The organism is Vannielia litorea (assembly GCF_019801175.1).
In the GTDB taxonomy this organism is placed as follows: Bacteria; Pseudomonadota; Alphaproteobacteria; order Rhodobacterales; family Rhodobacteraceae; genus Vannielia; species Vannielia litorea_B.
Genome location: NZ_JAHVJR010000003.1, coordinates 208,954 through 229,750 on the forward strand (window position 1 = coordinate 208,954; position 20,797 = coordinate 229,750).

The window sequence follows — 20,797 nt, forward strand, 5'->3', positions numbered from 1 at the left end:
ACGAACATTGGAACCAAATGGTTCCCTCCAATAAAAAGGCCCGCCAGATTGGCGGGCCTTTTGCGTTTCAATTTGGACCGGTTCAGAAGTGAACGGACAGTGAGTCGAGAGGCGTTTGCTTGGGAGGCGCAAACTTGGTCAGATCAATCCCCTTCACCGCCTCCTTGTACTCAGACAGGGTCGGCGTCCGACCGAGAATGGCCGAAAGCACAACAACCGGAGTGGACGCGAGAAGAGACTCACCCTTCTTGGTATCACTGTCGGCAACCACACGGCCTTGGAACAGGCGGGTCGAAGTGGCCAAAACGGTGTCACCCTTTGCGGCCTTCTCCTGGTTGCCCATGCAAAGGTTACAGCCCGGGCGCTCGAGGTAGAGAATGTTCTCATACTCGGTGCGCGCCTTGGTCTTCAGGTTGAGGTCATCGAACTCGAAGCCGGAGTAACGCTGAAGAATCTCCCAGTCGCCTTCTTCCTTGAGCTCGTCGACGATGTTGTAGGTCGGTGCGGCGACCACGAGTGGTGCCTTGAACTCGACCCTGCCCGCAGTTTCTTCAAGGTTGCGGAGCATCTGAGCGACAATTTTGATGTCACCCTTGTGGACCATGCAGGAGCCCACGAAGCCAAGATCGACCTTTTTCTCCGCCATGTAGTAGGAGATCGGGCGAATGGTGTCGTGCGTATAGCGCTTGGAGACATCGGCGTTGTTCACGTCCGGGTCTGCAATCATCGGCTCGTCGATGGCGTCGAGATCCACGACCACTTCGGCATAATACTTGGCGTTGGCATCCGGCTTCAGCGCCGGCTTCTCGCCGGAGCGGATCTGCGCGATGCGCGCCTCTGCGATATCGATGAGCTTGGCGAGCATGCCGTTGTCATGCTCCATGCCCTTGTTGATCATGATCTGGATGCGGTGTTTGGCCAACTCCAGCGACGCGATGAGCGTGTCATCATTGGAGATGCAGATCGAGGCCTTGGCCTTCATCTCGGCCGTCCAGTCGGTAAACGTGAAGGCTTGGTCTGCCAGCAGCGTGCCAATGTGCACTTCGATGATCCGGCCCTGGAACACGTTGTCGCCGTGCTGTTTGAGCATTTGCGCCTGGGTGGCGTGGACGACATCGCGGAAATCCATGTGGTCCGCCATCTCGCCCTTGAAGGTCACCTTCACCGATTCCGGGATCGGCATAGAGGCCTCGCCGGTCGCGAGTGCCAGCGCCACGGTGCCCGAGTCGGCCCCGAAGGCCACGCCTTTCGACATCCTGGTATGGCTGTCGCCGCCGATGATGATAGCCCAGTCGTCCACGGTGATGTCGTTCAGCACCTTGTGGATCACGTCGGTCATCGCGTGATATTCACCCTTTGGGTCGCGCCCGGTGACGAGGCCGAATTTATTCATGAATGCCATGAGCTTGGGCGTATTGGCTTGAGCTTTGGCGTCCCATACGGAGGCGGTGTGGCAGCCGGACTGATAGGCGCCGTCCACGGCGGGCGACAGCACGGTCGCGGCCATGGCCTCCAGCTCCTGAGCCGTCATCGGACCAGTCGTATCCTGGCTGCCGACAATGTTGACCTTGACCCGGACATCCGAGCCAGCGTGCAGTACTTTGCCCGGGGTCGCGCCAAGGGCATTGGCATTGAAGATTTTCTCAACCGCCGTCAGGCCCTGCCCCTCGTGGCTGACCTCCTTGGAGGGCGCAAACACCGGTGTCGGCTCAACGCCGAGGATCTCGGCCGCCGTGGTTTGAAGCTTCTTGCCGAAGACGATGGCATAAGAGCTGCCTGCCTTCATGAACTCGAGCTTCTGAGGCGTGAAGGACGACGACATGTCGACCAGCTCTACGCCGTTATCGTCGTAGAGCTTCTTTTCTTTGGTGTTGATCGTCAGCACTTTGCCGGTCTCGACCGAGTATTTCTGTTCGAGGATCGGGTTGCCATCGTTACCGAGGATCGGCTTGCCATCGTCGCCAATCTTTTTGACCCAGTTCTTGAGGTCGACCCCGATGCCGCCCGTCACGCCAACTGTGGTGAGGAAGATCGGCGAGATCCCGTTCGTCCCGGCCACGACAGGCGCGTAATTGACGAAGGGCACATAGGGGGAGGCCTGCTTGCCGGTCCAGAGCGCCACGTTGTTGACGCCCGACATCCGCGAGGAGCCAACACCCATGGTGCCTTTTTCGGCAATGAGCATCACCTGCTTGTCCGGGTGCTGAAGCTTGAGCGACTCGATGTGCTTTTGAGCAGCCTCGTCGCACATGCATTTGCCGTGCAGCTCGCGGTCGGCGCGGGAATGCGCCTGATTGCCCGGGGAGAGCAGGTCGGTCGAGATATCGCCCTCGGCGGCGATGAAGGTCACAACCTTGATCTCTTCTTCGACCTCTGGGAGCGTGGTGAAGAATTCTGCCTTGGCGTAGCTTTGCAGGATTTCCGTAGCCACTGCGTTGCCAGCCTTATGGGCGGCTTCGAGCCGGTCCGTATCTGCTTCGTATAGGAACACTTGGGTCTTCAGCACATCAGCGGCCTGCCGGGCAATCGCCGCATCGTCACCGAGCGCCAGGTCCAGCAGTACCCGCACGGAGGGGCCACCTTTCATGTGGGACAGCAGCTCGAAGGCGAAGTCGGAGGTGATCTCGGGCACCACGGAGTTGCCGAGGATGATCTCTTTCAGAAGCTCAGCCTTGACCCCAGCGGCAGAGGTCGTGCCGGGCAGGGTGTTGTAAATGAAATGATTGAGCGAGTCCTCGCGGTGCGCGTTGCCCGCATCCCTGATCTGGGCGATGATCTCGCCAGTCAGCGCGCCGTCATCGATGGGCTTGGGGCTCAGGCCCTGCTCTTTCCGGGCGGCGATTTCTTCAAGATAACTGACGTAGAGGCTCATCGGCGTTCCTCGTTGCTTGTTGCGAATTGGCGTGCAGCGCTGTCGGTCACGGACAGCCGGACCAATCTGTGTGCAATAGTATACAATGCGGCATCTACAACCAAGTCACAGCTACTGCAAGCTTTAGCCAATTGGCGCGAATTGTCATGCTGGCCGGGCGTCGTTGACGACCTGCCTCTCCCGAATTCCGACTCAGATGCCCGAAGGAAGGGCAGAGCCCAAGGCAGAAGCCGAGTTGCTGGGCGGTCCCGAAAAGGTGCCACCAGATTGCAGACGCAGGTTCTAGAGCGCGCCGAGCTTATCCGACGATCAGCTGCTTGATCTGAAGCGCTTCCAGCTCGAGCTGATTCAGCCGGAAGTTCACGGCGTCGCCAATGGTGATGAGCCCAATCAGCGATGTCCCTTCGACGACCGGCATATGCCGGAAGCGGCCCTTCGTCATCCGGGTCAGAACCGTCACCAGAGGCTCGTCGGCGGTGCAGGTCTCAACGTCGCGAGTCATGACCTCTTCGACCTTCTTGGGCAGGGTGTGGCCGGGCGTGTCCGCCAGTTTCCGCACGATGTCGCGCTCCGAAAGGATGCCCACGAGCTCGCCATTCGCATCGGTCACCACGAGCGCACCGATCCGGTGATCGCGCAGCTGGTCGACCGCATCATGCAAGGTCTGTTGCGGACGAATGGCGTGAACGGTCGCATCCTTGCTGTCGAGCACATCCTGCACCCGCGCATTCGAGACGCTGGTGTTACTCTCGACTGACTGGCTCGACGTGCGTTTCTCCTCGTCGTCCTTGCGCAAATGAGGGCGGTATGACTCGGGCATGTGATCAGTTCCTCGCTTGTCCTGCCAATGGTGGCCGTGTCAGACAGCCTAGACCGGAACCGGGCAAGGATGCGCGTAAAAAGTGTTTGAAGATCAGATTCTCTCACCCGCGGTGGCGACGACCATCTTTGTGATCGTCTGTCTCGCGGGCTATCGCTACCGCGCCATCTGGAAAGCGGAGGGGCCACGTTGGCAGCTTTGGCTCTTCGGGGTAATCGCGGCGGCAGGACTGCTTACGCTTGCCTTCGTCCCGCTGGCGGTGCCGGGTTAGTTCAGCCTGCGGCGCCAGCCCGTTCGAGCATTTTCCGCGCGCGGGGGCAGTGCCCAAGCCGCTCTTTCAGCGGGCTGTCCGGGTCGATTTCCTTGTGGCACACAAGGCATTGATCTGCATCGCCGATGGCGTTCAAACCGCCGCAGCTTCCTTTGATCCGCCGCCCAGAGAAAATCACGCCGACGGCCATGCCCAGCATCACGAGGCCGAGGATAACAAAGGTCAGCAGTGCGGTTTCCATGGGCAAGCGCCTTTCGGTCAGGCCTGCAAAGAAGCGTAGTGGCTGCTGGTGGCAGTTGTGAAGCCCTCGCCGGGTTCACGATCGATGAACACAACGGCAAGTCCGCGCTCTTCGGCAATTTCCATGCCGCGTTCGCGCCCCAGCACGAGCATCGCAGTGGACCATGCATCGGCCATCATGGCGCTCTCGGTCAGCACGGTTGCCGACACGGTTTTGTGCAGGATCGGGCGGCCGGTGGCCGGGTCGATGATGTGAGAGTAGCGGTTGCCGCCATCTTCAAAGAAGTTGCGATAGTCGCCGGAGGTGGCCATCCCTAGATCAGTTGCATTGGCCACAGCGTGCAGCGCACGGTCGCCCGCAACGGGGGACTCGATCCCGATCTGCCAAGGCAAGCCGCTCGCATTGCGGCCGGAGGCATACAGGTCGCCACCGATCTCGACCATGAAGTCGGTGAGCCCGAAGCCACGAACCGCCTCGGCCACACGGTCGACGCCATGGCCCTTGCCGATGGCCGGCAGGTAGATCTCAGCGCCGCTTACGGATTTGGTCAGGGTGTCGCCGGTGAGGGTCAGCATCCGCTCTTGCCCGGTGCGTGCCAGCGCTTCAGCAACGTCGGCATCGGCAGGCACGTGAGACGCAGTGCCGGTGGAGCCAAAGCCCCAAAGCTCAATCAGCGGACCCACGGTCACATCGAACCGGCCAGCGCTTGCATGGTGCACATCATCGGCGGCGCGGAGCACGCCGGCGAGGGCAGGGGAGAGAGCCATCGGCTCGTTCGCCGCCGCAGCATTGATCCGCGAAACTTCGGAGCCAGCGTCCCAGTTGGACATCTGCACGTTGACCTCGGCCAGCGCGGTCTTGATCGCGGCATCCAGCGCCTTCTCGTCGACACGGGCACTGCCGGGAATGGCGACGACATTATAGGTCGTGCCCATGGTAGAGCCGCTCAGCTTGAGCACCTCGGCCCCTGTCTTGCACGCTGCCAGAGCGGCTGCGGAGAGAATCAGGAAAGACCTGCGGTTGATCATTGGGATGCCGGACACGAGAAATGCCTCCTCAGAAAGCTTGCGCGCAGAACGCTGTGCCTGCATATGGCGTCGAGTTTGCGGCTGCAAGCGAGGCGCGGGCAAAAAACTTTATAAATATTCGCCCGGTTGGTGTTTCGTTCTCCGCCGCATCGTTGCACAAGGTATGAAAAACGGATGGCGATCCAAGTGCAGAACTACACTTTGAAGCGAGGCCTCGATCTTCCGATAGAAGGTGCGGCAACCAGTGGAGCGGCTGAGGCCGTGACTGTCAGCACGATCGGGCTGCTCGGGGCAGACTATATTGGGCTCAAGCCACGCCTGGCTGTCGCCGAGGGAGACGTAGTCGCCCGTGGTGCGCCTGTGCTGGCCCACAAGGACAACCCCGATGCGCAGATCACGTCGCCGGTCTCTGGCCGCGTGAAGGCGATCAACCGAGGTGCACGGCGCAAGCTCATCAGCGTCGAGATCGAGGTTGATGAGGGCGCTGCAGAGCCGCTGGACTTTTCACAAGTTGGTGATGCTTCGACTGCCGATGGTGTCGTAGAGCGCCTGTGTGCTGCCGGTCTCTGGGCCTCCTTCCGGACCCGCCCCTATTCGCATGTTCCGCTCGTCAGCGACCGCCCCGCGGCCATTTACGTGACCGCAATGGACACCGAGCCATTGTCTCCCGACCCTGCGCCGATCATCGCAGAAGAGGCCGAAGCCTTCACTCGGGGGCTTGAGGCGGTCGCGCTGCTCACCGAGGGCAAAACCTATCTGTGCCATGCCGCAGGGAGCAAAATCCCGGGCGCGGATGTTGCCGGGGTTACCGCAGCCACGTTCTCCGGACCTCATCCGGCTGGACTTGCCGGCACCCACATGCACTTTCTCGAGCCGCCGAGGGTGGACCGGTTCGTCTGGACCATCGGCTATGCCGATGTCATCGCCATCGGTCGCCTGTTTCTCACCGGCAAGCTCGACACCACGCGGACAATCGCCATCGTCGGCCCGCTGGCGGCACAGCCACGGCTGGTCAAAACCGTGGTCGGCGCCTCGCTGGCCGAACTTTGCGAGCGCGACAACCCGAATGGGCTCCCGATCCGCATGATCTCGGGCTCGGTGCTCAGTGGCCGGGCCGGCGAGGGTGTGGATGGCTACTTGGGCCGCTACGCCCGGCAGGTCACGCTGATGGAAGAGGATCACAAGCAGATCCCGATGGGGTGGATCCGGCCAATGGCGTCCAAGTTCGCCTTCCAACCTGTGCTCGGCTCGGCCTTCAGCCGAAAGCTCTATGACCTGACCACCAACCTCAACGGCGGGCGTCGGGCGATGGTGCCCATTGGCACATTCGAAGAGCTGATGCCGCAGGACTTCCTGCCGACTCAGCTCCTGCGCTCGCTTCTGGTGATGGATACCGATCAGGCTCAGGCGCTTGGCGCGCTTGAGCTTGACGAAGAAGACCTCGGGCTTTGCGGCTTTGCCTGCCCCGCCAAATATGAATACGGCATGGCGCTGCGCGACTGTCTGACCAAGATTGAAAAGGAAGGCTGAGCCATGGGTTTGCGCAGCTTCTTCGACCGCATCGAGCCGCACTTCGTGAAGGGCGGCAAGTACGAGAAGTGGTTCCCTGTCTACGAGATGGTGGAGAGCTTCCTCTACACCCCCAAGACGGTGACCACCGCCGCGCCCCACGCGCGCAGCTACATCGATATGAAGCGGATCATGACATACGTGGTGCTCGCCACGGTGCCATGCATCCTCTTCGGCCTTTACAACACTGGGCTCCAGACCAATCTCGCGATTGCCGAGCATGGAGCATCGGGTTGGCGCGCGGCAATCATCGACGGGCTGGGCATTGGCTTCAACCCGGCGAACCCGATTGCCAACATGCTGCACGGGCTGATGTACTTCCTGCCGATCTACATCGTCACTCTCGCCGCAGGTGGCGCTTGGGAGGTGCTTTTTGCCACGATCCGGCGGCATGAGGTGAACGAGGGCTTTCTCGTCACCTCCATGCTCTACACGCTGATCCTCCCCGCTTCGACGCCGCTCTGGCAGGTCGCGCTGGGCATTTCCTTCGGCGTGGTGATCGGCAAAGAGGTTTTTGGCGGTACTGGCAAGAACTTCCTGAACCCCGCGCTGGTGGGCCGAGCATTCCTCTACTTTGCCTATCCCGCTTACATGTCGGGCGACACGATCTGGACCCCGGTTGATGGTTTCTCGGGCGCCACCGCGCTCTCCATCACCGCCTCCGAAGGCCCCGCTGCGCTGCCCGAATACGGGATCACCTGGATGGATGCCTTCATCGGCACGATACAGGGCTGCATCGGTGAGACCTCGACCATCGCCTGCCTGATCGGCCTCGCATTCCTGCTGGTGACCAAGATCGCCAACTACCGGATGGTCGTCGGCTGCCTGCTGGGCATGATCGCTTTTTCGTCCCTGCTCAACTGGATCGGGTCCGACAGTAACCCGGCCTTCGCAACACCGTGGTACTGGCACCTTGTCATCGGCGGCTACGCCTTTGGCCTCGTCTTCATGGTGACGGAGCCGGTCTCGGGCTCGCACACCAACATGGGCCGTTACATCTATGGCGCGCTGATTGGGTTCATGGTCGTGATGATCCGTGTGGTGAACCCGGCCTTCCCTGAAGGCATGATGCTCGCCATCCTGTTCGGCAATGTCTTCGCTCCGCTGATCGACTACTTCGTCGTGCAGGCCAACATCCGCAGGAGGGCCCGCCGCCATGCCTGACAAGGACAACCAGACCAATCAGGGGGAAGCCGACTTCACCCCCGAGATGAACCCGCCAGACCGTGACCTGCCCGCGCCCGAGGGCGAGGTGGTGCAGGGCGGCGGCTTTTTGCGCCGTTTCCTCGACACGCCGGCCGACAACACGGTCAAGACTGTGGTTGTGGCGCTGGGCCTCTGCCTCGTCGCCTCGATGGTGGTGTCCGCCGCCGCTGTGTCGCTGCGCCCCTTGCAGGAGCAGAACGCCGCGCTCGACAAGCAGGTGAACATCCTTCAGGTCGCCGGCCTTTACGAAGACGGCACCGATGTGGCCGAGGCGTTCGAGCAATTCGAGCCACACGTGCTTGAGCTCGAAACCGGGGAATTCGCCGATGGCGCCGATGTGGAAGGCCAGCTGCTGGACCCGCTCACTTTTGATGACCGCGCCGCTGCCGAGGATCTGACCCTTTCTGCCCCGCTGGATGACGACCCGGCCAGCATCGGTCGGCAGGCGAATTACGTCACCGTTTATGTGCTGCGCAACGCCGACGGCAGCCTCGATAAAGTTGTGCTGCCGGTCTACGGCTACGGCCTCTGGTCGACGCTCTATGGCTTCATGGCCATCGAAGAGGACGGCAACACCATCTACGGCCTCCAGTTCTACGAACATGCCGAGACCCCGGGCCTCGGCGCTGAGGTAGACAATCCCCGCTGGAAGGCGCTCTGGCGCGGTAAGGAGTTGCGCACGGAGGATGGCGAGGGCGAGCTGGCCATCACCGTGGCCAAGACCCCGCCGCCGCAGGGGCAGGAATACTTCGTTGATGCGCTCTCGGGCGCGACGCTTACCTCGCGCGGGGTCGACAACCTCGTGCGCTTCTGGATGAGCGAGCGCGGTTTCGAGCCGTTTCTGGAACGCGTGAGGGCAGGAGACATCTGATGGCACAGACCTACCGGACCATGCTCGTCGACCCGATGGTCGACAACAACCCGATCACCCTTCAGGTGCTGGGCATCTGCTCGGCGCTGGCGGTTACATCCTCGTTGCAGGTGGCACTAGTGATGACCATCGCCGTGACCTTGGTGACGGGCTTCGCCTCAATGTTCATCTCGGTGCTCCGCAGCCAGATCCCCTCGTCGATCCGGATCATCGTGCAGATGATCATCATTGCATCGCTCGTGATCGTAGTCGATCAGGTGCTCAAGGCCTACGCCTACGAGATCTCCAAGACGCTCTCGGTCTTCGTCGGCCTGATCATCACCAACTGCATTGTGATGGGCCGGGCCGAAGCCTTCGCCATGAAGAACCCGCCGATCGCCTCCTTCATCGACGGTGTGGGCAACGGCCTGGGCTATGGGTTGATCCTGATGCTGGTGGGCTTCATCCGCGAGCTCTTCGGCTCCGGCTCCCTCTTCGGCATCACCATCCTGCAAACCACCAACAACGGCGGCTGGTACGTGCCGAACGGCCTGCTGCTCCTGCCGCCTTCGGCTTTCTTCGTGATCGGCCTGCTGATCTGGGCCTTCCGCAGCTGGAAGCCCGAGCAGGTAGAAGAGCGTGAATACCGCATCCAGAGCGTGGAGGCGCACTGATGGAAGAGCTTCTCTCTCTCGCCGTAAAGGCCATCTTCGTCGAGAACATGGCGCTGGCCTTCTTTCTCGGCATGTGCACCTTCCTCGCCGTCTCCAAAAAGGTCGCCACGGCTATGGGCCTTGGTATCTCGGTGATCGTCGTACAATCGATCACCGTGCCGGCCAACAACCTGATCCTGACTTACCTGCTTGCGCCCGGTGCGCTGGCGTGGGCTGGCTTTCCGGATGTCGATCTCACCTTCCTTGGTCTGATCTCCTACATCGGGGTGATCGCCGCGATGGTGCAGATCCTCGAGATGATCCTCGATAAGTATTTCCCGCCGCTCTACAACGCGCTGGGCGTCTTCCTACCGCTGATCACCGTGAACTGCGCCATCCTCGGCGGTTCGCTCTTCATGGTGGAACGTGACTATGACCTCGCCCAGTCCACAGTCTATGGCGTCTCGTCCGGCTTCGGCTGGGCGCTGGCGATCACCGCAATGGCCGGCGTGCGCGAAAAGCTGAAGTACTCCGACATTCCCGACGGGCTGCAGGGCCTTGGGATTACCTTCATCAGCGCCGGACTGATGGCCATGGCCTTCATGTCCTTCTCCGGCGTAAATCTCTGAGGGCGGCGCGATGGAAACCTTTACTCTCGGCGTAGCCCTCTTCTCGGTCATCGTCATCGCGCTGGTGACGATCATCCTCGCCGCCCGCTCGCGGCTGGTCTCTTCGGGCAACGTCAACATCACCATCAACGGTGAAAAGACCATCAGCGTCCCCGCCGGTGGCAAACTGCTGCAGACCCTCGCGGCCGAGAAACTCTTTGTCCCGTCAGCCTGCGGCGGCGGCGGCACCTGTGCACAGTGCCGCGTGCGGATTCACTCCGGGGGCGGTTCGATCCTGCCCACCGAGGAAAGCCACATCACCAAGCGTGAGGCCTCCTGCGGTGACCGTCTCTCATGCCAGGTTGCAGTCAAGCAAGACATGGAGGTCGAAGTCCCCGAAGAGGTCTTTGGCGTCAAAAAGTGGGAGTGCACCGTGCGCTCCAACGAGAACGTCGCCACCTTCATCAAGAACCTCGTGCTGGAACTGCCCGAGGGAGAAGATGTGAACTTCCGCGCCGGCGGCTACATCCAGATCGAGGCCCCGGCACACCGCGTCAAATACACCGACTTCGCCGTTGAGGAGGAGTATCGGGAGGACTGGGACAAGTTCAACATCTGGCAGTACGAGTCCACGCTCGACGAGCCGATCGAGCGCGCCTATTCGATGGCCAACTACCCGGACGAGAAGGGCCTGATCATGCTCAACGTCCGGATCGCCACGCCGCCGCCGCGCACCGAAGGCATCCCGCCGGGCAAGATGTCGAGCTACATCTTCAACCTCAAGCCGGGCGATAAGGTTACCATTTCCGGGCCCTTCGGCGAGTTCTTCGCGCGCGACACGCCCAAGGAGATGGTCTTCATCGGTGGCGGTGCGGGTATGGCCCCGATGCGGAGCCACATCTTCGACCAGCTCAAGCGCCTCGAAAACCGGGATCGCAAGATCACCTTCTGGTACGGCGCCCGCTCCAAGCGCGAGATGTTCTTTGTCGAGGACTTCGACCAACTGGCCGAGGAGTTCGACAATTTCGAGTGGCACGTGGCGCTCTCTGATGCTCTGCCCGAGGACGACTGGAAGGGTTACACCGGCTTCATCCACAACGTGCTCTACGAGGAGTACCTCAAGGATCACCCGAACCCCGAGGACTGCGAATACTACATGTGCGGTCCGCCCATCATGAACCAGTCGGTCATCAACATGCTTCTGGAGCTTGGGGTCGACCGCGAAGACATCATGCTGGACGACTTCGGCGGCTGATCCGCCTTGATCATTGAGACATTGCGGGGATGTGGGCAAAGGCCTGTGTCCCCGCTTCGCTTTCTGGGCTGTCCCTTGGGCTCTCGCTGTAAGTGAAGTTTTGCTAACAGGATCATTAAGTTTTTGAATTTGTCGCGGCCCGGCGGAGTCGCTACCAACGGGCGCGGGTTGTGTGCCCGCCCTGTAGGGAGGAGCCACGCCATGAACGTTCAGACCGAAACCAAAATCGACCTGCGCCGCATGGCCCATGCGATCCGCTTTCTGTCGATGGATGCTATTGTCCGTGCAGCCGATGGCCACCCGGGCACACCGCTCGGCGGCGCCGACATTGCGACCGCACTCTTCACCCGCCACCTGAAGTTTGACGCCGCGAATCCCACTTGGCCGGACCGTGACCGCTTCGTTCATTCCGCCGGCCACGGTTCGATGCTGCTCTACTCGCTGCTGTGCCTCTGCGGGTATGAAAAGATCGACATGGAGCAGGTAAAGAACTTCCGGGTTCTCGGCTCCCATACCGCCGGCCACCCCGAATATGATCCCGAAGCCGGGATCGAAACCACGACCGGCCCGCTAGGGCAGGGGATTGCCAATGCCGTCGGCATGGCCGTGGCCGAGCGCATCCTGAACGCCAAGTTCGGTGATGGCCTAGTGGACCATTACACCTACGCCTACACCGGCGACGGCTGCCTGATGGAGGGCATCGCCGCCGAGGTGATCGCGCTGGCGGGCCACCTCAAGCTCGGGAAGCTGATCTTCCTGTGGGACGACAACCGCATGACCGACGATGGCCCGACCGACCAAGCTGTTTCGGAAGATCAGGTCAAACGGTTCGAGAACAACGGCTGGCACGTGCAGGGGGTCAACGGCCACGATCCTGAGGCAGTGGCGGAGGCGATTGCCGCTGCCAAAACCGATGATCGTCCCAGCATGATCGCCTGCCGCACCTTCATCGGCTTCGGCATCCCGCGCATCCAGAACGACCGCGCGGCGCATGGGGGCAAGATAACCACTGAAGATACCGACGCCGCCCGCGAGAGCCTAAACTGGCCCCACGCGCCCTTTGAACTGCCATCCGAGATCGATGCCGCTTGGCGCGAAGCTGGCGCCCGCGGCGCCTCCGAGCGGGCGGCTTGGGAGGCTCGGCTGAATGCGCTGGACGCTGAGACCCGCGCGGAGTGGGACAGGTTGATGGCGGGCGATCTCCCGGCTGGTTGGGAAGACGCGCTTCATGCGAAGAAAGCCGAGCTTGCCAGCGCCGGTCCACTGCCCGGAATTCGTGCATCGGGAGAGATGGTCGCAACGGCTGCCGAGACCATCCCCGAGTTGATCTCGGGCGCCCCCGATCTTGAGGCCGCCACCCAGCACAAGCGCCAACTTGCACCGTTCACGGCAAATGACCGAGCGGGCCGTTACATCCACTACGGTGTGCGCGAGCACGCGATGGGCGCGATGATGAACGGGATGACAGTGCACGGCGGCATCGTCGCGATGGGAACCACCTTCCTTGTGTTCTCCGACTATATGCGCCACACGCTCCGAATGGCCGCGCTCATGCGGATCCCGGGCCTGTTCGTCTTCAGCCACGACAGCATCGGCATCGGCAAGAATGGCCCGACACACCAGCCGGTCGAATACCTCGCCTCGCTCCGCGCCTACCCGAACATGTGGACAATCCGGCCCGCCGATGCCGTCGAGATGGCAGAGGCTTGGGAACTGGGGCTGAAGCACAAGACAGGGCCTACCTCCATCATCTGCTCCCGTCAGCCTCTCGACGTTGTGCGCGCCGATGCTGGACCCGAGAATCGCTCCGCCAAAGGTGCCTACGTGCTCGCAGAGGCCGCAGGCCCACGCCAGGCGACGATTCTGGCAACGGGCAGCGAGGTCGCCGTAGCCCTAGTAGCCCGCGAGCGGTTGGCGGGCGAGGGCATTCAGGCTGCCGTCGTCTCCATGCCCTGCTGGGAGATTTTCGAGGCGCAGCCCAAAGCCTACCGCGACGAGGTTCTGGGCAACGCGCCGCGCGTGGCTGTCGAGGCTGCCGTGCGCTTTGGGTGGGACCGCTACATCGGCGCCGACGGCGTTTTCATCGGCATGGAAGGGTTCGGCGCGTCGGGCGATTACCCCGACTTGTTCGAGCATTTCGACATCACGCCTGAGGCTGTTGCAGAGGCCGTGAAACGCAGTCTCTGACACCTTCCACCGATCACGAGGATGTGCGCGTCGACCCCTCTGGCGCTTGCCGGAATTTCTGCCAATGTCCGCGCCGCAGCGGCCGATGGGGTCGCTGCTTGCAGCTATGGAGATGCACATGAGACGAGTGGCATTTGGCGCTCTTCTCGCCGCTTTTGCGGCCCTTCCCGCCCTTGCCGAAGTCGAGATGATCGACACCGACGGCGACAGCATGGCCTCGTTTGACGAGGTGGCCGCTGTCTATGAGGGCTTCACCGAAGAGCAGTACGGCGCTCTGGATACCGACGGCGATGGCCTTCTCAGCGATGAAGAGCTGGTTGCCGCCATCGACGCCGGCACTCTGGAGACCCTCGGCGACTGAGCCGCGCAGGCAACAAAAAGGGCCGCGACGCTTGCGCCGCGGCCCTGATCATATCTGAAGTGTCAGATCACTCGGTATATTCGGCAATCTTGGCGCGGGCCTCGTCGATCAGCGCCTGACCGTCGATCCCCTTCGCGTCCATGTCCTTCACCCAGGCTTCATAGATCGGCTCGGACAGTTCACGCCATTCGGCGGTCGCTTCCTCGTCGAGGGTGATGATGTTGTTACCGAGATCCACTGCGATCTGCCGTGAGGGCGCATCGGAAGCTTCCATCGTGTCACCGGCAAACATCGAGAACTCGAGGCCGGAGTTGTCGTCGATCACCTTCTTGAGGTCATCAGGCAGGCTCTCATACTTGTCCTTGTTCATCGCCAGCACAAAGGTGAGCGTGTAGAGCGACACATCCTTGAACTCGGTGTGGTTGGGCACAAGCTCGGCCACCTTGAGCGCGGCGGTCACCTCCCAAGGAATGGTCGTGCCGTCGATCACACCCTTGGACAGCGCCTCCGACACGGCCGGAACCGGCAGGCCGACCGGTGTGGCACCGAGGCTCTCCAGCAGCATGTTCACGGTGCGCGAGCCGCCGCGAATCTTCATGCCCTCAAGGTCGCCCGGCTCTTCGATCGGGTCTTGAGTGTGGAACATGCCCGGCCCGTGCACCCACGTGCCGAGGATGTGGACATCCTTGAACTCGGTGTCCCGCATATGCTCTTCGAACATCTCCCAATAGGCGCGGCTGGCGGCTTTAGCGGTGGTCACCATGAAAGGCAGTTCGAACACCTCGGTGCGCGGGTAACGACCGGGGGTGTAACCGACCACCGTCCAGACGATATCCGCCGAGCCGTCGATGGCTTGGTCCATCAGCTCGGGCGGCGTGCCACCGAGCTGCATGGAGGGGTAGTGCTCCACCTTGATGCGCCCTTCGGACTGCTCCATCACGTCGGCAGCCCATTTGTCGAGAACCAGCTTCGGCACATTGGCCTGTGGCGGCAGGAACTGGTGCATCCGCAGCGTCACCTCCTGTGCCAAGGCACTCGTGGCGCCCATGGTGGCCAGGGCAATGCCGCCCAGTGCTCCCAAAATCTGTCTGCGATCCATCCTCTCACTCCTCCCGTTGGTGATGGTTTTGCATTATAGTGCCGAGATTGCCTTATATCGCATCTTCGATCCAGCTAAATTATCGATAATTTTAGCGCGCACCACAAACGAAAACGCCCCGCACGAGGCGGGGCGTTCTGCAAATCTGATGGCCGCTTACTTGGTGTACTCGGCAATCTTCGCGCGGGCCTCGTCGATCAGGGCCTGCCCGTCGATTCCCTTGCTCTCCATGTCGGCGATCCATTCGGCGTAGATCGGCTCGGAGAGCTCTTTCCACTCTTCGGTGCCTTCGGCGTCGATGGTGATGATGTTGTTGCCAAGATCCTCGGCGATTTTCAGGCCGGGGGCGTCCAGCTCATCCATCATCTTGCCAGCCCAAGCGGAGAACTCCGCGCCGGAGTTGGCGTCGAGCGCGGCCTTCGCGTCATCCGGCAGGCTCTCGTACTTGTCTTTGTTCATCGCGAGCACGAAGCCCAGCACGTAAAGCGCGTTGCCTGTGAACTCGGTGTGGTTGGTCACCAGTTCCGAGCTTTTCACGGCGGTGGTCACCTCCCACGGAATGGTGGTGCCGTCGATTACGCCTTTGGAAAGCGCCTCCGACACGGCGGGCACCGGCATGCCAACAGGGGTGGCGCCGAGCTTTTCGAGCAGTTGGGTCACAAGCCGCGAGCCGCCGCGGATTTTCATGCCCTCAAGGTCTTCGGGCACTTCGACCGCATCTTTGGTGTGGAACAGGCCAGGCCCGTGCACCCATGTGCCGATGATGTGCAGGTCGGCAAACTCGGTGTCTTTCATGTGGGTCTCGAACATGTCCCAAAAGGCCATCGAGGTCGCCTCGGCATTGGTTGCCATGAACGGCAATTCGAACACTTCGGTCCGGGGGAAGCGACCCGGTGTGTAGCCGATCACGGTCCAGACGATATCGGCCACGCCGTCCTTGGCCTGGTCCATCAGCTCCGGCGGGGTGCCGCCAAGCTGCATCGACGGGAAGTGCTTGATGCTCAGCGTGCCATTCGATTCTTCGGCGACCTTGGCCATCCACGGCTCGAGAATCTGCGACGGCACGGCAGCCTGAGGCGGCAGCATCTGGTGCAGGTTCAGCGTTTCCTGCGCCTGAGCTTGTGCGGTGAAGCCAGCGGTAGCAAGCGCAGCGGCCCCGGCCATGTTGAGAAAGGTGCGACGGGTTTTCATTTGATCCTCCCAGAAACATGAAAACTTGGTTCGGCGCGGATCGTCGCACAGAGGCCCTACGCGGGCCATGCGATTATGCGCTGCGTTAATAAAATTTTTCTTGAGCTCTCAATGCAAAACGCCCCGCCGAGTGGGCGGGGCGCTGCATGATTTCTATAGCGATGGCGTCAGCTGGCCGCTGCAACGGCCCGCTTGGTCAGCACGCCGATCAGGTGCGCGCGGTATTCCGCGGTGCCGTGCAGATCGCTGATCAGGCCGTCCGCTGAATGGCTGAGCCCGGTCACGGCATCGGGCGAGAAGTTGCCCGCGAGCGCCTCCTCGGCTTCCGCCCAGCGGAACACGCCATCCTCGCCAGCGCCGGTCACGCCCACGCCGACGCGGTCGCCGTATTTGGCAACGAAGACGCCCACGAGCGGAAAGCGCGAGGCAGGCTGTTCGAACTTCTGGTAGTCCGAGGCCTGCGGCACCGGGAAGTCGACGCCAACGATAATCTCGCCTTCTTCGAGCGCCGTGGTGAACAGCCCGTCGAAAAAGTCACCCGCTGCGATCTCACGGGTGTTGGTGCGGATCGTCGCGCCAGTGGCCATGCAGGCCGACGGGTAGCAGGCCGCCGGGTCGTTGTTGGCAAGGCTGCCACCAATGGTTCCCCGGTTGCGCACTGCCGGGTCGCCGATGAGCGAGGCCAGCTTGGCGAGACCGGCAAAGCTGCCTTTCGCCTCCTTGGCCACGGTGCCATGGGTGGTGCCGCCGCCGATCTTCATCGTGCCGCCATCCGAGGACACGCCTTTCATCTCGGCGATGCCGGTGAGCGAAACCAGCTTTTCCGGCGCGTTCAGGCGCTGCTTGAGCGTGGGGATGAGCGTTTGTCCGCCCCCGAGTGCCTGCGCCCCTTCGCTCGACAAAGCCGCAACGGCCTCGTCGATGGTGGAGGGTTTTTCGAATTCGAAGCTATACATGATCGTTTCTCCTCAGCCGTTCATCGCAGCCCAGACCCGGGAGGGCGAGAGCGGCATATCGATATGTTTCACATCCTTGCCGGCGCGCTGCAATGCATCGCAGACAGCGTTGACCAGAGCCGGCGGGGAGCCGATGGCCCCGGCCTCGCCACAGCCCTTCACCCCAAGCGGGTTGTGGGTGCATGGCGTCTGGCAGGAGTGATCTACGACAAAGTTGGGCAGATCAGCTGCTCGGGGCATGGCATAATCCATGTAGGACCCTGAGAGCAGCTGCCCGTCATCGTCATAGGCGCAGTTTTCCAGCATGGCCTGGCCGATACCTTGAGCGATACCGCCGTGCACCTGGCCCTCCACGATCATCGGGTTGACTACATTGCCGAAGTCATCCGCCGCCGCAAAGGCCAGCACTTCCACCTTGCCGGTGTCCGGGTCCACCTCGACCTCGCAGCTGTAGGCGCCGGAGGGGTAGGTGAAGTTGGACGGGTCGTAGAATGCGGTTTCCTCCAGCCCCGGCTCGATCTCTTCGAGCGGGTAGTTGTGGGGCACGTAGGCCGCGAGGGTCACATCGCCCCAAGCCACCGACTTGTCGGTGCCGGCCACGGTGAAGGCACCGTCCTTCAACTCGATGTCGCCTTCGGAGGCTTCCATCAGGTGCGCCGCAATCTTCTTCGCCTTGGCGATGATCTTCTCGGTCGCACGCACCATGGCGGAGCCACCCACGGCGAGCGAGCGGGAGCCGTAGGTGCCCATGCCCATCGGGGTGTTAGCGGTGTCTCCGTGAACGATCTCAACCTGGCTGGCGTCGATGCCGATCATGTCGGCCACCACCTGCGGGAAGGCCGTTTCATGGCCCTGACCGTGGGAGTGGGAGCCGGTCATCACCGAGATCGAGCCGGTGGCGTTCACTCGCACCGTCGCGCTCTCGTAAAGGCCGGCGCGTGCGCCGAGCTGACCCACGAGGTTCGACGGCGCGATGCCGCAGGCCTCGATATAGCAGTTCACACCCAGGCCACGCAGCTTGCCGCGCGCCTTGCTCTCGGCGGCACGCGCCTCGAACCCGGCGAAATCGGCCACCTCGATGAGCTTGTCCATCGTGGCGTTGTAGTTGCCGGTGTCATATTCCACCGCAACCGGCGTGGCATAGGGGAACTCGGTGATGAAGTTCTTCCGGCGCAGCTCGATCGGGTCCATCCCGATCTCGCGGGCGGCCTTGTCGATCACCCGCTCCAGCTGGAAGGTCGCCTCGGGGCGGCCTGCGCCGCGATAGGCGTCCACCGGCACGGTGTTGGTAAACACGGCTTTCACGTTCACGTAAATCAGCGGCGTCTTGTAGTTGCCGGCCATCAGCGTGCCGTGCAGCCATGTCGGCACCGAAGGCGCGAAGGTGGAGAGGTAGGCCCCCATGTTCGCGTAGGTCTCGGTGCGCAGGGCGGTGAAATTGCCCTCGGCATCCATCGCCAGCTCGATCTTGGTCACATGATCGCGGCCATGGGCGTCGGAGATGAACGCCTCTGAGCGAGAGCAGGTCCACTTGACCGGACGCCGGATTTCCTTGGCGGCGAAGGTGCAAAAGGCCTCTTCAGCGTAATGGAAGATCTTGGTGCCAAAACCGCCGCCCACATCAGGGGCAACGACCCGCAGCTTGTGCTCGGGAATGCCCAGCACGAAGGCGCCCATGAGCAGACGGATCACATGCGGGTTCTGCGAGGTAGTGTAAAGCGTGTGATCGCCGGTCGCATCGTTGAAGTCGCCCACGGCCACGCGGGGCTCCATCGGGTTGGCGACGAGGCGGTTGTTCTTGAGCTCCAGCGTGGTGACGTGGTGGGCCGACTTGATGGCATCATCTACTGCCTGACGGTTGTCTTCGACGAAGCCCCAATCGTAGCAGAGGTTGCTGGTCAGATCGTCATGCACTTTGGGCGCGCCATCCTGAACCGCGGCCTTCATGTCGATCACCGCCGGAAGGTCGGTGATGTCCACGTCGATCGCTTCGGCCGCATCGCGCGCCTGTTCGAGGCTCTCGGCGACGACAGCGGCAATCGGGTCGCCCACGTGGCGGACCTTGCCCTGTGCCAGCACGGGGTGCGGCGGCTCCTGCATCGGCTCACCGTGGCGGTCGGTCACCTGCCAGCCACAGGGGAGGCCGCCGATGCCTTCGAAGTCCTTGCCGGTGAACACGCGGATCACGCCGGGCATGCCTTCGGCTGCGCTGGTGTCCACATTGTTCAGCGTGCCATGCGCCACGTCGGAGCGCAGAAAGTACACGTAGGTCTGGTTATTGATGTTGATGTCGTCGGTATACTTGCCTTTGCCGGTCAAGAACCGAACGTCTTCGCGCCGCTTGGTGCTGGCGCCAATGCCACCGTCTTTGGGCATCTCATATCCTCCCTTGGGGATGGTGGGCCGGGCCCACCCTAAAGCTGATCCGGCCCGCAGAGCGGGGGCCGGGATGGCTCACTCGGCGGCGATCGCGCTCACGTCCTGCCCACTGGCTGCCATGATCGCCTTGACGATGTTGTGGTAGCCGGTGCAGCGGCAGATGTTGCCCTGCAGGTAATTGCGAACTTCCTGCTCGGTCGGCTTGGGGTTCTCCTTCAGGAGCGCCGCCGCCGACATCACCATGCCGGGGGTGCAAAAGCCGCACTGAAGGCCGTGGTGATCCTGAAACGCCTGCTGGATCGTGTTGAGCGAGCCGTCGGCGTTGGCCTGGCCTTCGATAGTGCTCACCTCGGCGCCGTCGGCTTCCTGAGCGAACATGGTGCAGGCCTTCACGGCCTCGCCGTTCACATGCACCACGCAGGCGCCGCACTGGCTGGTGTCGCAGCCCACGTGGGTGCCGGTGAGGTTCAGCTCTTCTCGCAAGAACGAAACAAGGAGGGTGCGCCCCTCCGCTTCGCCGGTCCGGGACTTCCCGTTGACCGTCATTGTTACCGTTGCCATTGCAATCCTCCCTGTGTGGTTATCCTGGCTTGAAATTCGCTTGGGTCGGGGAGGGTCAGCTGCCGGTCAGGCGCTTGAGCCACCCTTTCTTTTCTGTCGGCGCATCTTCCGCCGGGTCGGCCTCACCTTCGGGCGGGCCCTCGATGGCGGTCTGGAAGTTCTCGAAGAACTGGTCTGCCATCTTTTTTGCGAAACCGTCGATGATGCGGCTGCCCAGCTGTGCCAGCTTGCCGCCCACCTTGGCCTCGACCTTGTAGGTCAGCTCGGTGCCCTCGGGCACTTCCTTGAGCTCGACATCGGCACCACCCTTGGCAAAGCCCGCGGCGCCGCCCTTGCCTTCACCGGAGATGGTAAGGCTGTTCGGCTCATTCATCTCGGAGAGGGTCACAGCCCCCTTGAAGGTGGCCTTCACCGGCCCGACCTTCTGCACCACGGTCGCCTCGAAGCCCTCTTCCGGCGAGCCGGACATTTCCGTGCAGCCCGGCACACAGGCCTTGAGCACGTCTGCATCGAGCAGGCCGTTCCATACGGTCTGCGGGGTCGCCTTGATCACGCGGCTGTCGCTGAGTTCCATGAATCACCTCCCTCGCTTGAAACAGACCCTAGGAAGCGCACGGGCTTGCGCCTATTCGACCAAAGGCTTGGGTCCGAAGTATGTCGGCGCTTTGGCCGGTCCAGTGCCCGCGCCGA

General features: G+C 62.2%; 19 protein-coding genes. 9 read left to right on the forward strand and 10 right to left on the reverse strand.

Translation table 11 applies throughout. The features are described from left to right. Positions 1-82: 82 nt before the first annotated feature. Both KUV38_RS19405 and KUV38_RS19410 read right to left on the reverse strand, forming a co-directional pair. On the reverse strand, positions 83-2,872 hold the full coding sequence (locus KUV38_RS19405) for a bifunctional aconitate hydratase 2/2-methylisocitrate dehydratase (protein WP_222471869.1): 2,790 nt from the start codon (positions 2,870-2,872) through the stop codon (positions 83-85). A gap of 298 nt (positions 2,873-3,170) precedes the next feature. Continuing rightward, a complete protein-coding gene (locus KUV38_RS19410) occupies positions 3,171-3,692 on the reverse strand; it encodes a CBS domain-containing protein (protein WP_222471870.1) in 522 nt (173 codons plus the stop codon). Between the two features lie 82 nt (positions 3,693-3,774). Here KUV38_RS19410 and KUV38_RS19415 point away from each other — a divergent pair, with 82 nt between their 5' ends. Beyond that, a complete protein-coding gene (locus KUV38_RS19415) occupies positions 3,775-3,963 on the forward strand; it encodes a hypothetical protein (RefSeq protein WP_222471871.1) in 189 nt (62 codons plus the stop codon). 1 nt (position 3,964) lies between these two features. Here KUV38_RS19415 and nqrM read toward each other — a convergent pair whose 3' ends face one another. Both nqrM and KUV38_RS19425 read right to left on the reverse strand, forming a co-directional pair. Then, a complete protein-coding gene (nqrM, locus tag KUV38_RS19420) occupies positions 3,965-4,204 on the reverse strand; it encodes a (Na+)-NQR maturation NqrM (protein WP_222471872.1) in 240 nt (79 codons plus the stop codon). 17 nt (positions 4,205-4,221) lie between these two features. Then, a complete protein-coding gene (locus tag KUV38_RS19425; RefSeq protein ID WP_222471873.1) occupies positions 4,222-5,232 on the reverse strand; it encodes an FAD:protein FMN transferase in 1,011 nt (336 codons plus the stop codon). 186 nt (positions 5,233-5,418) lie between these two features. Here KUV38_RS19425 and KUV38_RS19430 point away from each other — a divergent pair, with 186 nt between their 5' ends. The 8 genes from KUV38_RS19430 to KUV38_RS19465 all read left to right on the forward strand — a co-directional run bounded on the left by KUV38_RS19430 (position 5,419) and on the right by KUV38_RS19465 (position 13,921). Then, positions 5,419-6,762, forward strand: a complete 1,344-nt coding sequence (locus KUV38_RS19430; protein ID WP_222472131.1) for a Na(+)-translocating NADH-quinone reductase subunit A — start codon at positions 5,419-5,421, stop codon at positions 6,760-6,762. A 3-nt stretch (positions 6,763-6,765) separates the two neighbouring features. Continuing rightward, the gene (locus KUV38_RS19435; protein WP_222471874.1) at positions 6,766-7,965 is read left to right on the forward strand and encodes an NADH:ubiquinone reductase (Na(+)-transporting) subunit B; all 1,200 of its coding nucleotides are present in this window, start codon (positions 6,766-6,768) and stop codon (positions 7,963-7,965) included. 46 nt (positions 7,966-8,011) lie between these two features. Continuing rightward, positions 8,012-8,878 (forward strand): Na(+)-translocating NADH-quinone reductase subunit C, encoded by an 867-nt coding sequence (locus KUV38_RS19440; RefSeq protein WP_410001053.1) that lies wholly within the window; start codon positions 8,012-8,014, stop codon positions 8,876-8,878. Further along, a complete protein-coding gene (locus KUV38_RS19445) occupies positions 8,878-9,531 on the forward strand; it encodes an NADH:ubiquinone reductase (Na(+)-transporting) subunit D (protein ID WP_222471876.1) in 654 nt (217 codons plus the stop codon). The genes KUV38_RS19440 and KUV38_RS19445 overlap by 1 nt, the downstream gene beginning before the upstream one ends. After that, entirely contained in the window at positions 9,531-10,139 is a 609-nt protein-coding gene (gene nqrE, locus KUV38_RS19450; RefSeq protein ID WP_222471877.1) for an NADH:ubiquinone reductase (Na(+)-transporting) subunit E, read from the forward strand. The genes KUV38_RS19445 and nqrE overlap by 1 nt, the downstream gene beginning before the upstream one ends. A gap of 10 nt (positions 10,140-10,149) precedes the next feature. Continuing rightward, the gene (gene nqrF, locus KUV38_RS19455; RefSeq protein ID WP_222471878.1) at positions 10,150-11,373 is read left to right on the forward strand and encodes an NADH:ubiquinone reductase (Na(+)-transporting) subunit F; all 1,224 of its coding nucleotides are present in this window, start codon (positions 10,150-10,152) and stop codon (positions 11,371-11,373) included. Between the two features lie 201 nt (positions 11,374-11,574). Next, positions 11,575-13,560 (forward strand): transketolase, encoded by a 1,986-nt coding sequence (gene tkt / locus KUV38_RS19460; RefSeq protein ID WP_222471879.1) that lies wholly within the window; start codon positions 11,575-11,577, stop codon positions 13,558-13,560. A gap of 118 nt (positions 13,561-13,678) precedes the next feature. Next, positions 13,679-13,921, forward strand: coding sequence for a hypothetical protein (locus KUV38_RS19465; RefSeq protein WP_222471880.1), 243 nt, complete (start codon positions 13,679-13,681; stop codon positions 13,919-13,921). 67 nt (positions 13,922-13,988) lie between these two features. Here the strand turns inward: KUV38_RS19465 and KUV38_RS19470 are convergent, their stop codons facing one another. The 6 genes from KUV38_RS19470 to KUV38_RS19495 form a co-directional block, all read right to left on the reverse strand. Beyond that, positions 13,989-15,020 (reverse strand): TRAP transporter substrate-binding protein, encoded by a 1,032-nt coding sequence (locus KUV38_RS19470; RefSeq protein WP_222471881.1) that lies wholly within the window; start codon positions 15,018-15,020, stop codon positions 13,989-13,991. 156 nt (positions 15,021-15,176) lie between these two features. Next, positions 15,177-16,211: a TRAP transporter substrate-binding protein gene (locus KUV38_RS19475; protein ID WP_222471882.1), complete on the reverse strand. Its 1,035-nt coding sequence runs from the start codon at positions 16,209-16,211 to the stop codon at positions 15,177-15,179. Between the two features lie 167 nt (positions 16,212-16,378). Further along, on the reverse strand, positions 16,379-17,167 hold the full coding sequence (locus tag KUV38_RS19480) for an FAD binding domain-containing protein (RefSeq protein ID WP_222471883.1): 789 nt from the start codon (positions 17,165-17,167) through the stop codon (positions 16,379-16,381). 12 nt (positions 17,168-17,179) lie between these two features. After that, positions 17,180-19,543 (reverse strand): xanthine dehydrogenase family protein molybdopterin-binding subunit, encoded by a 2,364-nt coding sequence (locus KUV38_RS19485; RefSeq protein WP_222471884.1) that lies wholly within the window; start codon positions 19,541-19,543, stop codon positions 17,180-17,182. A gap of 78 nt (positions 19,544-19,621) precedes the next feature. Then, positions 19,622-20,107: a (2Fe-2S)-binding protein gene (locus KUV38_RS19490; protein ID WP_222471885.1), complete on the reverse strand. Its 486-nt coding sequence runs from the start codon at positions 20,105-20,107 to the stop codon at positions 19,622-19,624. A gap of 55 nt (positions 20,108-20,162) precedes the next feature. Then, positions 20,163-20,681, reverse strand: coding sequence for a CoxG family protein (locus KUV38_RS19495; RefSeq protein ID WP_222471886.1), 519 nt, complete (start codon positions 20,679-20,681; stop codon positions 20,163-20,165). Positions 20,682-20,797 lie beyond the last annotated feature (116 nt).